Source organism: Arthrobacter sp. 49Tsu3.1M3 (assembly GCF_900168135.1).
GTDB lineage: Bacteria > Actinomycetota > Actinomycetes > Actinomycetales > Micrococcaceae > Arthrobacter.
In genome coordinates this window covers 90,942-105,039 of the sequence record NZ_FUZD01000010.1, presented here as the reverse complement: position 1 = coordinate 105,039, position 14,098 = coordinate 90,942, and the positions used below count along the sequence as shown (strand labels likewise).

Here is a 14,098-nt window from a genome sequence, read left to right as displayed (position 1 = left end):
GCATGACCGCCGCCGGCGGCCACGAGAGGCCGGCCGGTCTGCGTACAATGGCTAGGACCGAATTTCGGGTCTTGGCCGGCAGACCGGCCTTTACTTTTGCACGCCCGGCACGGGACGCCTTCACTTCCTCAGGAAATGAACTGCGGCGTGCGCACGCAATCCAGCTTTCAGGAGCCCAATGAACGCCGTCCAGAGGTTCATCAGAAGCAGAGTGCTTTTGCTGACCGCGTCCATTTTGATCGTGGCCATGTGCCTGTCCGTGCTCGTCCAGGGTCAGTCCCAGGCGGCGCTGAGCAGGACCGTGGATCAAAACTCCCGGGGGCTTTATGACGTCCTGGTGCAGGCCAAGGCGAAGGATAACGGCGGCCTGATGCAGCCGGACATCGCCACCGGCCAGGGCGGCATCAGCTTCGAGCAGCTGGATTCGATCCGCAAGCTCTCCGGCACCTCTGTGGCCGCTCCCATCAGCCTGGTCTCGCGCGTAACGCAGAACCTGGAGTCGCCGCGGCTGGACGCCACCGACTACCTGGGCTTCAACGCGGGCCTCGCGGGCACCTCCGGCGACCCGACCGCCACGGATCCGAGCAAGTGGCCGGCCGCGGAATCGGTCCTGAGCGACACGCCAAAGAAGTACCGCCTCACGGCCAGCGCCGTCAGCTCCGACGGCCACTCCGACCAGACCCTGTTCAAGACCACGGCCGAGGGCTCCCTCGGCAAGGCGAAGCTGGTCGAGGAACAGGTTGAGGGCGGTAAGAACGTCCGCATCCAGGGCCCGGCGGGCGAGACCGGCATCAAGTTCCCCACCCCGGCCGGCGGCTCCGAGCACAACCTCTTCAACCTTTCCGTTTCCCTGCCGATGGCTCCGCAGGTGACCGAGTCCGTCGTCGCCGTCGACCCCGTCTCCGAACGCGCGCTGCTTGGCACGGCCGGTGACTTCCTGTCCCCGCTGGAGAAGGCCCCGCCCGCGGACGCCCGCAACGCCGGCGCGATCGGCCGGCACTTCGAGAGCCTCTTCACCAACGGCATCAGCATGGACGAGCTCAAGGAAGGCCCGGACTTCCTCGGCGTCAAGCTCAAGTACTGGGCACCGCTGATGACCCAGTACCAGCAGGCCAAGCGCGACGGCCAGCTCACCGACGATTCGCAGGCCATCCCGCTGATCGTGCGCTCGGGCACCGCCCTGGACCTGAAGTACTCGGTCAAAATCGAGGAAATCGACGACTCCGGCAATGTCACCAAGGACGTCGGCACCGTAACCCGCTCCCTGGACAAGGACTACCTGCCGTTCGTTTCCAAGTCCCCGTTCGCCCTCGCCTGGCCCGGGTCCAAGGACCTCTCCCAGCTCATGGGCGATACCGGATCCTTCAGCCAGGGCCTCTACAACCCGGCCACCTGGACCACCAACTTCGCCGCCGCCCCGACCTACAAGGACGGCGAAACCGCCGCCAACGGCGCCGTTGACAAGAGCGCCACACCCGGTGACTGGGTCACCGTGAACCGGCTGCCGGACAAGGCCGCCAACGGCGAAGCCGTCGACCAGACCCAGCGCGAACCGGTGGACGAGCGCTCCTACCGCCAGAACCTCGAAACCGGCAAGAAGCTGGCCACGCCGCTGGCTATGGTCTACGGAACCTTCGACGCCGCGAACGTCAAGGAAGCTGCCGGCGACGTCAACAGGCTGCCCCTGGGCGGCTACGACCCCGCGCCGTTCACCCTGACCAAAGACGCGTCCGGCAAGGACGCCAACACCGAACTCAAGCCTTCACTGAGCGCCACGGGCCTGGTCAGCCAGTCCGCCGGCGCCATCACCGACTACTACGGCCTCGCCGCCGCCCGCGGCTACGATGCGAACGCCAACGTGATCGACGCCGTCCGGGTCCGCGCCAAGGTCCCGGGCAGCTGGAAGCAGGCGCAGCCCGAGGTGGAGAAGCTCGCCAACGAGATCCGCGACATGGGCCTGCAGGCCACCGTCGTGGCCGGTTCGGCCCGCGAAGACGCCAGCATCGCCGTTCCCGGCTACTCCAAGGACGACGCCGGCAAGGAATCGCCGCTGGGCACCGTGCAGCAGTCGTGGGTCCGCCAGGACGCCGCGGATGCCGTGTCCGGCTCGCTGACCGCCACGAACCTGACCCTGCTGTTCCTGACCCTCTGCGGTGCCGCCCTCCTGACCGGCGCCTCCACCGTCAGCTACATCCGCAAACGGCGCAGCGAGGCCGGTACCCTTCGCGCCATGGGCTGGACCCAGCGCAAGATCCGTTCCTGGGTGCTGGCCGAATTCGGCGTCGGCGCCGCGCTGCTGGCCGTCGTCGGTATCGTCCTGAGCCTGATCAGCTGGAGCACCGCCACCGCGGTGGTCTCGGCCTCGGTCCTGGTGCTGTACGCCGGTGCCGCGTTCGTCGCGGCGCAGCAGCTGCGCCACCGCGACGTCGTGGACCAGGAACCGCAACACGATGAACGGCTCATCGCAGTCGATTCCCCGCTGACCTTCGCCAACCGGCAGCTGAGCACCAACAAGTTCAACACCATCTCGCTGGCCGTTGCCGTCGGTGTCTTCGCCGCGGCCGTCGGCGGGCTCGTCGCCCTGCTGATCGACATTCCACGGGCCGCCGGCGCCAGCGCCCTCAGCGGGCTGGCCGCGGCCAGCATCGCCCTGCCCAGCATCATCCTGGGCGTGTCCGGCGTCGCCGTCGGGCTGCTGCTGACCATGGTCACCGGCCGCTTCGAGCTGCAGGCCAAGCGCCAGTACCTCGGCACGCTGCGGGCCATGGGCTGGAACCCGGACATGCTGGGTCAGGTCCGCTTCTTTGAAAACGCCATGGTGGGAACCGTCGCGCTGCCGCTGGGTGTTGTGGGCGCCCTCGGTATCGGCCTCCTCCTGGCCCCCTATGCCGCGCTGTGGGCCGCAATTGCCGGTCTTGTAGCTGTACTTTGCTGGATTCCGATTGCAACGAAAGTGGTCCAATGACTAACGAGCTGAACCTTGACCGGGAGGCACACGACCGGATGACCGCCAGCACCCGTCGCGGTGCGCACAAGACCCGCGCCAACACGATCGTGAAGGCCACGGACCACGCCACCCCGCTGGAACTGAGCAACATCACCATCCACTACGGCGGCGGCAAGGGCGGTGCCGAGGCCGTCAACGTCGTGGACGACTTCAACATGACCCTGCACGCCGGCGAGATGCACTGCGTCGCGGGCCGCTCCGGCTCGGGCAAGACCAGCATCCTGACCGTCGGCGCGGGGCTGACCCTGCCGACGTCGGGCCGGGTGTTCTGGGAAGGCGACTCGCTCGAGACCATGGGCGACGACGAGATCGCCGACCGCCGCCGGGCCCTGATCGGCTACGTCGACCAGGGCGGTGCGCTGATCGATGGGATGAGCGCGCTCGAGAACGTCCTGCTGCCGGCCGTGCCGGACGGCGAGGTCGAGAAGCGCCGCGACATGGCCAAGGACCTCCTGGACCTCGTGGGCCTGGGCCGGCGCATGCGCCACCGCCCGGCGCAGCTTTCCGGCGGTGAACGCCAGCGCGTCGCGATCGCCCGGGCGCTCATCCTCGGCACCCGCGTCCTGGTGGTCGACGAGCCCACGGCCAGCCTGGACCGTGCCGCGGCCAACCGCATCATCAGCATCCTCAAGGACACCACTTCGGACGGCATTGCCGTGCTGGTGGCTTCACATGACCACGAACTGGTCCGCCAGAGCGATACCCTCACAGAACTGATCTAGATTTAGACCGTGACTTCAACTGACAAGACCCCGTTCTACATCACCACGGCCATCACGTACCCCAACGGGGTACCGCACATCGGTCATGCGTACGAGTACATCGCCACCGATGCGATGGCCCGGTTCAAGCGCCTGGACGGGTACGACGTCTTCTTCCTGACCGGCACTGACGAGCACGGCATGAAGATCGCCCAGACCGCCGAGAAGGAAGGGCTGGCGCCCAAGGAACTGGTGGACCGGAACGCCGAGATCTACAAGGCGGCGCACGCGGCCCTGGGGGTCTCCTACGACCGTTTCATCCGCACCACGGACGCTGACCACTACGCGGCGTCGCAGGCCATCTGGAAGAAGATGGAAGCCAACGGGGACATCTACCTGTCCAAGTACGAAGGCTGGTACTCGGTCCGCGACGAGGCGTTCTACGTCGAGGACGAGACCGTGGTCAAGGACGACGGGATCCGCTACTCGCGCGAATCCGACACCGAGGTCACCTGGACGGCCGAGGAGAGCTACTTCTTCCGGCTCTCCGCCTATCAGGACAAACTGCTGGCGCTCTACGAGGCCCACCCGGAATTCGGCGCCCCGCAGTCCCGGTTCAACGAGGTCATCAGCTTCGTCCGGCGCGGCCTGGAGGACCTGTCCATCAGCCGCACCACGTTTGACTGGGGCGTTCCCGTGCCCGGCAACGACAAGCACGTCATGTACGTGTGGGTCGATGCGCTGACCAACTACCTCACCGGGGTCGGCTACCCGGACGTCGACTCGGACTCCTTCAGGAAGTTCTGGCCGGCCGACGTCCACGTCATCGGCAAGGACATTTCCCGCTTCCACGCCATCTACTGGCCGGCGTTCCTCATGAGCGCCGGACTGGAGCTGCCGAAGCGGATCATGATCCACGGCTTCCTGCAGAACAACGGCGTCAAGATGTCCAAGTCGCTGGGCAACGTGGTGGCCCCCGCGGACTTCGTGGCCCAGTACGGCCTGGACCAGGTCCGCTACTTCTTCCTGCGCGAGGTCCCCTTCGGCGCGGACGGCAACTACAACCACGAGGCAATCGTCGGCCGGATGAACTCCGACCTCGCCAACAACTTCGGCAACCTGGCCCAGCGGTCGCTGTCGATGGTGGCCAAGAACTGCGAGGGCCGCGTGCCCATGCCCGGCGCATTTTCCGCCGAGGACACCGCGATTCTGGCCCAGGCCAACGGACTGCTGGACGCAGCCCGGGCCGCCTTCGAGAAGCAGGAGTTCAGCCGCGCGCTGGAGGCCATCTGGGCTGTCCTGGGGGACACCAACGCCTACTTCGCCGAGCAGGCCCCTTGGGTGCTGCGCAAGACCGACGTCGAACGCATGAACACGGTGCTGTACGTGACGCTCGAGGTGCTGCGGATCGTCGCGATCCTGGCCCAGCCGGTCATGCCGGTGGCGACGGCGGCGATCCTGCACACGCTCGGCCAGCCCGAGGGCGGGGCGCGCCAGTTCTCGGCCCTGGGCACACCGATCGCGGCCGGCACGGAACTGCCGGCCCCGGCCCCGGTGTTCCCGAAGTACGAGGAACCCGCCGAGGCCTGAGCCTGCACACCTCCGGACGCTCCCGCAGATCCTGCGGCGTTTCGGGTGACGCTCCCGCAGATCCTGCGGTGTTTCGGGTGACGCTCCCGCACCTCCGCCCTGGAGGAGCGGGAGCGTTTCGCTTTTTCCTGCCGAACGTGAGAGAACGTTGCGTCTTTTCCTGCCGGACGTGAGGGAGCGTTGCGACGGGGGGTGGCCGAATAGTGAGACGACTTGACCAGAATGTGGATCACTTGGCTACCCTGAAAATATGAGCGCATCCACGATTGATCTGGCAGTCATCCCGGGCGACGGCATCGGCCCGGAGGTCACCGCCGAAGCACTGAAGGTCCTTGAAAAGGCCGCGGCCGCGGAAGGGATCGTGCTCCAGCAGACCCACTACAAGCTGGGTGCGGAGCACTGGCTCGCGACGGGGGAGACCCTGCCCGCAGCCACCCTCGCCGACCTCCGAACCCGCGACGCCATCTTGTTCGGCGCCGTCGGCGCGGCCCCCGGCGACACCCGGATTCCCTCCGGCATCATCGAGCGCGAGCTCCTGCTGAAGCTGCGCTTCAGCCTGGACCACTTCGTCAACCTGCGGCCGTCCCGCCTGTACGCCGGCGTCGGCAGCCCCCTCGCGAACCCCGGCGAGATCGACTTCATCGTGGTCCGCGAAGGCACCGAGGGCCCTTACGTGGGCAACGGCGGCACGCTGCGCGCCGGCACCCCCTACGAGGTGGCCACCGAGGTGTCCCTGAATACCGCCCACGGCGTGGAGCGTGTGGTCCGCGACGCGTTCCGCCGGGCCAACGACCGCCCCCGCAAGAAGCTCACCCTGGTGCACAAGCACAACGTCCTGGTCTTCGCCGGCCAGCTCTGGAAGCGCACGGTCGAGGCCGTGGCCCAGGAGTTCCCCGACGTCACGCACGACTACCTCCACGTCGACGCCGCTACGATTTTCATGGTCACCGATCCGGCCCGCTTCGACGTGATTGTCACCGACAACCTGTTCGGCGACATCATCACCGACCTCGCTGCGGCCGTGACCGGCGGGATCGGCCTCGCCGCCTCCGGCAACCTCAACATGGACCGCACCGCGCCGTCCATGTTCGAACCGGTCCACGGGTCCGCCCCGGACATCGCCGGCCAGCAGAAGGCCGACCCCACCGCGGCCATCCTCTCCGCGGCGCTCCTGCTGGACCACCTCGGCTTCGCCGGCGCCGCCCGGAAGATCGAGGCCGCCGTCACGGCCGACGTCGAAGCCCGCGACGGCGCCGTCCGCACCACCAGCGCGATCGGCGACGCCATCGCGGCCGCGTTGTAGGCCCGGGCTGCATTTCCTGCACTGCAGGCGCCGCAATCACCGCAAAACCGTGCTGCCAACGGGCGTAAGCTTGTTTCGAATCACCAATATGCTGCCGTGGTCCGAGGGTGAACCACGTTCCCACACCAGGCAGCCGATCGTGGAGGAACCATGACTCAGACTGCCCATGGCGTCGAATTCACCCAGCACCTGTCGGAGACCCCGAAGTCTGCTGAAGAGCGTGCCGCCATCCTGGCAAACCCGGGATTCGGCGACTATTTCACCGACCACACCGCGATTGTGGACTACAGCGTCGACGCCGCCGGCAACGGCGGCTGGCACGACGCGCGGGTTGAGCCCTACGGCCCGATTTCCCTGGACCCGTCCGCCGCCGTGCTGCACTACGGCCAGGAGATCTTCGAGGGCCTCAAGGCCTACCGCCACGCCGACGGCTCGGTCTGGACGTTCCGGCCCGAGGCCAACGCCGCCCGGCTGAACAAGTCCGCCCGGCGCCTGGCCCTGCCCGAACTCCCGGAAGAATACTTCCTCGGCGCCATCCGCGAGCTCGTCGCGGCAGACAAGGACTGGGTCCCTGCCGGCGACGGCGAAGCCCTGTACCTGCGGCCCTTCATGATCGCCACCGAGGCGTTCCTGGGCGTGCGGGCAGCGCGCGAGGTCTCCTTCCGCGTGATCGCCTCCCCGGCCGGGAACTACTTCGGCGGCGAACTCAAGCCCGTCTCCATCTGGATCTCGCGCGAATACGCCCGCGCCGGCCGCGGCGGAACAGGCGCCGCCAAGTGTGGCGGCAACTACGCTGCCTCGCTGATCGCCCAGCAGGAGGCTGAGGCCAACGGCTGCAAGCAGGTCCTCTTCCTGGACCAGTTCAACGACAACGCCGTCGAGGAACTCGGCGGCATGAACGTCTTCTTCGTCATGAAGGACGGCTCGCTCGTCACCCCCGCGCTTTCCGGCACCATCCTCGAGGGGATCACCCGGATGTCCGTGATCCAGGTGGCCCGGGACATGGGCCGGGAAGTCACCGAACGCAAGATCACCCTGGATGAGTGGCGCGACGGTGTTGCCTCCGGAGACATTGCCGAGGTCTTCGCCTGCGGCACCGCCGCGGTCATCACCCCGATCGGCGTGCTCAAGGACGCCACCGAGTTCATCGGCTCCGAGGACGCCAAGGCGGGGGAGACCACCCTGGCGATCCGCGCCCAGCTGCTCGGGATCCAGACCGGCACGGTGGAGGACACCCACGGCTGGCTGACCCGGCTGGCGTAGTAACAAAATGTAACGCACGGCAGTAACGCACGACGGCGGCCCCCACCTTCCGGTGGCGGGCCGCCGTCGTGTGTTGGCCGACCCCTACCAGGGCTTCGGGGAGCTTTTCACGTGTTCGCGGCGGATGGAGAATGGGCCTATGACGGGCCTGATCCAAGTTCTGGGTGTGGTCTTTGGCGTCTTATTGACCACTGTCGGCATCGTGGAGTCCTTTCTCATGCGCTCCCAGCGCCGGGAACGCCTGTTCCTGATCGATTCGGAGGCGGAGAGAGCCCGGCTGTGGACCTTCAACCTCGGCTTCTACAACGTCATCTGGGGGATCGGAGCCGTCGCGGGCGCCCTCATGCTTGCAGGACCCGACGCCATGGCCGGTCAAGCGGTTCTGCTGATCACCTGCGTGGGCCACATGGGCCTGAGCCTCGTCATGTTTTTTTCCGAACGGCGCCTCTGGAGACTCGCCGTCGCAGAGGGCTTCCTGCCGCTCACCATCACCATCCTGCTGCTGACTTGAGCTTGCTGGGCTTGCTGGCAGGGCAGCCCGGCGGACCGCCGGTGAGAGCCGCCGTCGGCGTCTGTGGTCGGCATCTGTGGTCCGGGCTGGAGCCAACGGCGCCCGATTCAATGCAAGGATGGGTCCGTGATCTCCGAGACATCCCGCGGCATTGTCCGCAGCAGTGAGCTGACCCGGTTCCGCCTTGCCCCGAATCCGGGCCCCATGAGCCTGGACGGAACCAACTCCTATCTCATTGCCGCCCCGGGGGCGGCGGCCACGGTCGCCGTCGACCCCGGGCCCCTCGACGAGCCGCACCTGCAGGCGCTGGCCGGCGAGGGACCGGTCGAACTCATCCTGATCACGCACCGGCACGCGGACCACACCGCGGCCGCCGAAAGGTTTTCGGCCTTGACGGGCGCACCGGTCCGGGCCGCGGACCCCGCCCACTGCCATGGCGCACCCCCGCTGCGGGACGGCGAAACCATCCGGGCAGCCGGAACTGACATCCGGGTCCTGGCGACGCCGGGCCACACCTCGGATTCGGTGTGCTTCCACCTGCCGCAGGACGGTCAGCAGGGCTCCGTCCTGACCGGGGACACGATTCTGGGCACCGGAACCACGGTGCTGGACTACCCCGACGGCACCCTCCGGGACTACCTCGACTCGCTGGACCGGCTCGAACGCCTCGGGCCCGCCACGGTGCTGCCGGCCCACGGCCCGGTGCTGCCGGCCCTGGACGCCGTCGCCCGCGCCTATCGGGACCACCGGCGGGGCCGGCTCGAACAAGTCCGGGCAGCCCTCGCGGCACTGGGCGCGTACGCCGGCGCCGGCGCCGATGTCCGGGCCGTCACGGACGCCGTGTACGCCGACGTCGCCCCCTCCGTCCGCCGCGCCGCGGAGCTCTCCGTCGCCGCGCAGCTGGACTACCTGCGCACTGAGAGGACGGTAGGGTAGGAACCATGCGTATCGCCCGGTTTGTAGTCGATTCTGATCCCCTCTACGGCATCGTGGAAGGTGAGCCCGGCAGTGAGGAAGTCACTGTCATCAAGGGCGACCCCTTCTTCCACGGCGTGGAACGAACCCCCCTGAAGCACAAGCTGGAGGACGTCCGGCTGCTGGCGCCGATCATTCCGCGCAGCAAGGTGATCGGGGTTGGCCGCAACTTCGCGGAGCACGCCCGGGAACTCGGCAACGAGGTCCCGGCGCAGCCCCTGCTGTTCCTCAAGCCCAACACCTCCGTGATCGGGCCCAACGATCCCATTGTCCTGCCGGAGTTCTCCGAGGACGTCTCCTTCGAGGCCGAGCTGTGCGTCGTCATTGGCCGGATCTGCAAGGACGTGCCCGAGGACCGGGTGGATGACGTGATCTTCGGCTACACCTGCGGCAACGACCTCACTGCCCGCGACGTCCAGAAGACGGACCTGCAGTGGGCCCGGGCCAAGGGCTTCGACACCTCGGCCCCGCTCGGGCCGTGGATCGAGACCGAGCTCGACACCGAGGATCTGCAGATCCAGGGCCGGCTCAATGGCGAACTGCGCCAGGACGGCAGCACGAACCAGATGATCCGCGGCGTCCGGGAGCTCGTCTCCATCGTCTCGCAGGCCTTCACCCTGCTGCCCGGCGACGTCATCATGACCGGCACCCCGGCCGGCGTCGGCGCCGTGCAGGCAGGCGACCGCTATGAGGTCGAGATCGAGGGCATCGGACGGCTCTCCAACCCGGTGGTCCGCCGCTAAGCGTTTTCGCCCCTTTTTCGGACGGCCGCACCGTGGATCCACGGTGCGGCCGTCCGAAATCGCACGCGGAAATCCGGGCGGGCGGCGGTTGTAGAGGTTGGTAATGTTGGTACCACTATGACTACTGCTCCCAGCTCCGCCCTTGCTGCCTCCACCGGTGAAGTCACCGCTGACACCCCGGTCCGTGTCCGGTTCTGCCCGTCACCCACGGGCACCCCGCACGTCGGCCTGATCCGCACCGCCCTGTTCAACTGGGCCCACGCCCGGCACACGAAGGGCACCTTTGTGTTCCGGATCGAGGACACGGATGCGGCCCGCGACTCGGAGGAGAGCTACCAGCAGCTGCTCGAGGCCCTGAAATGGCTCGGCATCACCTGGGAAGAGGGCGTGGAAGTTGGCGGCCCGCACGAGCCATACCGCCAGTCGCAGCGCCTGGACCTCTACAAGGACGTCGTGGCCAAGCTGATCGACGCCGGCTACGCCTACGAGTGCTACTCCTCGCCGGAAGAAGTTGAAGCCCGCCACCGCGCCGCCGGCCGCGACCCCAAGCTCGGCTACGACAACTTCGACCGCGAACTCTCCGACGAACAGCTCGCCGCGTTCAAGGCCGAGGGCCGCCACCCAGTGCTGCGCGTCCGGATGCCCGACGAGGACGTCACGTTCACGGACATGGTCCGCGGCGAGATCACCTTCAAGGCCGGCAGCATCCCGGACTACGTCATTGTCCGGGCCGACGGCTCCCCGCTGTACACCCTGGTCAACCCCGTGGACGACGCCCTCATGGGCATCACCCACGTGCTCCGCGGCGAGGACCTGCTCTCCTCCACGCCCCGCCAGGTGGTGCTGATCCGCGCCCTCATGGACATCGGCGTCGCCAGCTACATGCCGGTCTTTGGCCACCTGCCGTACGTCATGGGCGAGGGCAACAAGAAGCTCTCCAAGCGCGACCCCCAGTCCAACCTGTTCCTGCTCCGGGACCGCGGCTTCATCCCCGAGGGCCTGCTGAACTACCTGTCCCTGCTCGGCTGGAGCCTCTCCGCCGACGAGGACATCTTCACCGTGGACCAGCTGATCGAGAACTTCGACGTCAACGACGTGCTGGCCAACCCGGCCCGCTTCGACATCAAGAAGGCCGAAGCCATCAACGGCACCCACATCCGCATGCTCGGCGCCGAGGACTTCCGCGGCCGCCTGGTGCCCTACCTGCAGGCCGCCGGCTTCGTCGGGGAGAGCCTCACGGACCGCGAGGAGGAGATCCTGGCCGAGGCCGCGCCGCTGATCCAGGAGCGCATCTCGCTGCTGGGCGAGGCCCCCGAAATGATCGCGTTCCTGTTCAAGGCCGACGACGCCATCGACGTCGCCGACGACGCCCGCAAGGGCCTGCCGGAGAACCTCACCGAGGTGCTCGACGCCGCCCTGGCCGCCCTGGAGCCCGTTGCCGACTGGACGGCCGAGAACATCCAGGCCGCCCTGAAGGAAGCCCTCGTGGAAGGCCTCGGCGTCAAGCCGCGCCTGGCGTTCGGCCCGGTCCGCACTGCTGTCTCGGGCCGGCGGATCTCCCCGCCGCTGTTCGAGTCCATGGTCATCCTGGGCAAGGATTCCTCCCTGGCCCGCCTGCGCGCCTTCCGCGGCTGACATGCTGGCGGCAGGCCTTGGCGGCGGCGCTGTCCAGGGGGTTCTGTTCGACATTGACGACACCCTGGTGGACCTTGAATTCGCCATGACGGCAGCCCTCCGCGACGTCAGCGAGCATCTCCTGCCCGGCCTGGACGAGGCCGGGTGGGAGAGGTTCGGGCGGATCTTCACCCGCGAGACCACTCATTTCTATGACCGCTACCTGGCCGGCGAGATCACGTTCAATGAACAGCGCTTGCTCCGCGGCCGGGCGGCGCTGGGGTACTTCGGCGTCGAACTTGCCGACGGCGAACAGGCCCACCACTGGGTGAGTTCCTACGCGAGCCGCCAGCACGGCTACATCCGGGCGTTCGACGACGTCGGGCCCCTGCTGGACGCCCTGGACGCCGCCGGCATTCCCTACGGCGCCGTGAGCAACAATGTCCACGACTACCAGCGCGTGAAGCTGGACGCGGCCGGGCTCGAACGGATTACCGTTCTGGTCGGCACCGACACCGTCGGCGCCGCAAAGCCGGACCCGGCGATCTACCTCGAAGGTGTCCGCCGGATCGGCACCGGCCCCGGCCAAACGCTGTACGTCGGTGACAACCGGCTGCTCGACGCTGAAGGTTCGACGGCGGCCGGCCTCCTCGGCGTCTGGCTGAACCGCAGCGGGGAACCGGCCCCGGGCTTCCTGGGCCGCGAGGTCGGCTCCCTGCTGGACCTGCTGGCGCAGCCTCCGCTGTAACCGGCGCTGCAACCGGCACGGACGTTACCGTGGACCGGCCTGCCTCTTCCGCAGCGCCGGGAAGGCGCCAACGGCGCCAAGGGCCAGCACTGCGACGAGCCCTAGCGCCGTGGCCGCGTCGGACTGCCGGAGCAAGCTGGTGGGCGACACCGCGGCTGCTCCGGAATACAGCGTGCCGGTGCCATCGGCAATCCGGGCGTTGCCGTCCGCGAGCTTGTCCGCTCCCGTGGCCAGCTGCGAGGAGCCGGACGCCAGCTTAGTGCTGCCGGCCGAGAGTTCCGAGGCCCCGGAAGCCAGGGCCTGGGAGCCGCCCAGCAGGCCGGGGTTGGCGGGATCGGCCGGATTGCCCTTGATCCCGGCGTTCAGGGCCACGGTTCCGTCGGCCAGGCGCGAGCTGCCCTCGGTCATCCGGGCGGCGGCCTTGAGCAGGCCCGGGTGCTCGGGATCGCCGGGGACGCCGTCCATCCCGATCCGGATCCTGGACGTGCCGTCGGCCAGAAGCGGGGTGCCCAGCACCACGCCCGGGCTGCCGGGGTCCTGGCTGTTAAGCTTCCCGGCCAGCGTCGCGAATCCGGCCTTGAGCTTGCCCGTTCCTGCGTTCAGCTGGCCCGCGCCGTCCTGCAGCCGCTGGGCGCCTGCCTGCAGCTGGCTGGCGCCGGCGTCGAGTTTGTGCGCGCCCGCGGTGATCCTGGCGATCTTGTCCTTCACCACCGAAAGCGGAACGAGCCCCCTGACCGGGTCATTCGCCGCCGCCTCCAGCAGTTCCAGCGCCTGGGCCAGGGCCGCGGTCCCGGTTCCGGCCTCCGGATTGCCGTTGGCGCCGCGGTAGCCCTTGAGCTGGTCCGTGCCGCCTGCCAGCGCGGCGGTGCCGCCAGCCAGCCGGGCAGCGCCGCCGTCGAGACGGGCGGCCCCGTCGGCGAGGTTGTTCTCTGCGTTGCCCGCCGGCGTCGGCGTCAGCGCGGCCGAAAGCTGCACGGCCCCCGCCGCGAGCTTCTGTGCACCGTCGTCGACTTTGTAGACGCCGGGGGCCAGCTTGCTGGTGACATCGGCTTCGATCTTGACGGCACCTTCGGCCAACTTGCCGGCACCGGCCTGGAGCTGGTCCGCCCCGGGGGCCAGCTTGGTGCTGATGCCCGAGGATATCTTTTGCGCCCCCGCGGAAAGCTTTCCGGCCCCGGCATCGGCCAGGCTGGCGCCGTTGGCGAGTTTCCCGGCGCCGTCGTCCAGCTGACCGGCTCCGGCGGACGCCTGGGCGGCCCCGTCCTTGAGCCTGGCCGAACCGTCCGTGATGCGGCCCGTGACGAGGGTATAGAACCCCAGCAGGGCAATGAGCAGCAACGCCAGGGTGGCGATGGAGATTGCTGCGCACGGGTCCGGGTCTTGCTGATAGCGGCACGACTCTGTGGCACATGATTCCTCTCGACGTTCGCGCCGGCAGCGGCTCTGCTGACGGCCACCCCAGCAGCTGTGACGCAGCTAACACCGGAAAATGAGCGCAAAGCTGCCCTCAGCGGAGTGGGGGAGGGGTGGTTACTCGTTGGTAACTTATCGAGCGTAAACGTGTTTCCGCCGCATTGGCAAGCGCTGGCGCGGGTATGGCCTCCAGAGACGCCGCGCGCGGCCCGCCCTGGCGCCCCGATCCC

General features: G+C 68.2%; 11 protein-coding genes. 10 read left to right on the top strand and 1 reads right to left on the bottom strand.

Going from position 1 to position 14,098, the window contains the following annotated elements; translation table 11 throughout:
- The first annotated feature begins 178 nt into the window (after positions 1-178).
- The 10 genes from B5X90_RS12615 to B5X90_RS12570 all read left to right on the top strand — a co-directional run bounded on the left by B5X90_RS12615 (position 179) and on the right by B5X90_RS12570 (position 12,455).
- Positions 179-2,965: an ABC transporter permease gene (locus B5X90_RS12615; protein WP_079553519.1), complete on the top strand. Its 2,787-nt coding sequence runs from the start codon at positions 179-181 to the stop codon at positions 2,963-2,965.
- Positions 2,962-3,729, top strand: a complete 768-nt coding sequence (locus tag B5X90_RS12610) for an ABC transporter ATP-binding protein (protein WP_018773527.1) — start codon at positions 2,962-2,964, stop codon at positions 3,727-3,729. The genes B5X90_RS12615 and B5X90_RS12610 overlap by 4 nt, the downstream gene beginning before the upstream one ends.
- Positions 3,730-3,738: 9 nt before the next feature.
- Positions 3,739-5,298, top strand: coding sequence for a methionine--tRNA ligase (gene metG / locus B5X90_RS12605; protein WP_079553516.1), 1,560 nt, complete (start codon positions 3,739-3,741; stop codon positions 5,296-5,298).
- A gap of 250 nt (positions 5,299-5,548) precedes the next feature.
- Positions 5,549-6,601, top strand: a complete 1,053-nt coding sequence (locus B5X90_RS12600) for a 3-isopropylmalate dehydrogenase (protein ID WP_079553513.1) — start codon at positions 5,549-5,551, stop codon at positions 6,599-6,601.
- A 150-nt stretch (positions 6,602-6,751) separates the two neighbouring features.
- Positions 6,752-7,864 carry a branched-chain amino acid aminotransferase gene (locus B5X90_RS12595; protein ID WP_018773524.1) on the top strand — a complete coding sequence of 371 codons (1,113 nt, stop codon included), beginning with the start codon at positions 6,752-6,754 and terminating at the stop codon, positions 7,862-7,864.
- 139 nt (positions 7,865-8,003) lie between these two features.
- The gene (locus B5X90_RS12590) at positions 8,004-8,375 is read left to right on the top strand and encodes a DUF1304 family protein (RefSeq protein ID WP_179129135.1); all 372 of its coding nucleotides are present in this window, start codon (positions 8,004-8,006) and stop codon (positions 8,373-8,375) included.
- Between the two features lie 126 nt (positions 8,376-8,501).
- The gene (locus B5X90_RS12585) at positions 8,502-9,311 is read left to right on the top strand and encodes an MBL fold metallo-hydrolase (protein WP_079553509.1); all 810 of its coding nucleotides are present in this window, start codon (positions 8,502-8,504) and stop codon (positions 9,309-9,311) included.
- Between the two features lie 5 nt (positions 9,312-9,316).
- Positions 9,317-10,093, top strand: coding sequence for a fumarylacetoacetate hydrolase family protein (locus B5X90_RS12580; protein WP_079553507.1), 777 nt, complete (start codon positions 9,317-9,319; stop codon positions 10,091-10,093).
- A gap of 117 nt (positions 10,094-10,210) precedes the next feature.
- Entirely contained in the window at positions 10,211-11,728 is a 1,518-nt protein-coding gene (gltX, locus tag B5X90_RS12575) for a glutamate--tRNA ligase (RefSeq protein WP_079553505.1), read from the top strand.
- A gap of 1 nt (position 11,729) precedes the next feature.
- Positions 11,730-12,455: an HAD family hydrolase gene (locus B5X90_RS12570; RefSeq protein ID WP_079553503.1), complete on the top strand. Its 726-nt coding sequence runs from the start codon at positions 11,730-11,732 to the stop codon at positions 12,453-12,455.
- A gap of 24 nt (positions 12,456-12,479) precedes the next feature.
- On the opposite strand, the gene B5X90_RS12565 is transcribed toward B5X90_RS12570, so the two are convergent.
- Positions 12,480-13,793, bottom strand: a complete 1,314-nt coding sequence (locus B5X90_RS12565) for a hypothetical protein (protein ID WP_256860211.1) — start codon at positions 13,791-13,793, stop codon at positions 12,480-12,482.
- Positions 13,794-14,098 lie beyond the last annotated feature (305 nt).

Excerpts from the sequence above, each read along its gene's own strand:
- B5X90_RS12615 (WP_079553519.1), top strand. The coding sequence starts at position 179 with ATGAACGCCGTCCAGAGGTTCATCAGAAGCAGAGTGCTTTTGCTGACC.
- B5X90_RS12610 (WP_018773527.1), top strand. The coding sequence starts at position 2,962 with ATGACTAACGAGCTGAACCTTGACCGGGAGGCACACGACCGGATGACC.
- B5X90_RS12600 (WP_079553513.1), top strand. The coding sequence starts at position 5,549 with ATGAGCGCATCCACGATTGATCTGGCAGTCATCCCGGGCGACGGCATC.
- B5X90_RS12595 (WP_018773524.1), top strand. The coding sequence starts at position 6,752 with ATGACTCAGACTGCCCATGGCGTCGAATTCACCCAGCACCTGTCGGAG.
- B5X90_RS12590 (WP_179129135.1), top strand. The coding sequence starts at position 8,004 with ATGACGGGCCTGATCCAAGTTCTGGGTGTGGTCTTTGGCGTCTTATTG.
- B5X90_RS12580 (WP_079553507.1), top strand. The coding sequence starts at position 9,317 with ATGCGTATCGCCCGGTTTGTAGTCGATTCTGATCCCCTCTACGGCATC.
- gltX (WP_079553505.1), top strand. The coding sequence starts at position 10,211 with ATGACTACTGCTCCCAGCTCCGCCCTTGCTGCCTCCACCGGTGAAGTC.
- B5X90_RS12570 (WP_079553503.1), top strand. The coding sequence starts at position 11,730 with ATGCTGGCGGCAGGCCTTGGCGGCGGCGCTGTCCAGGGGGTTCTGTTC.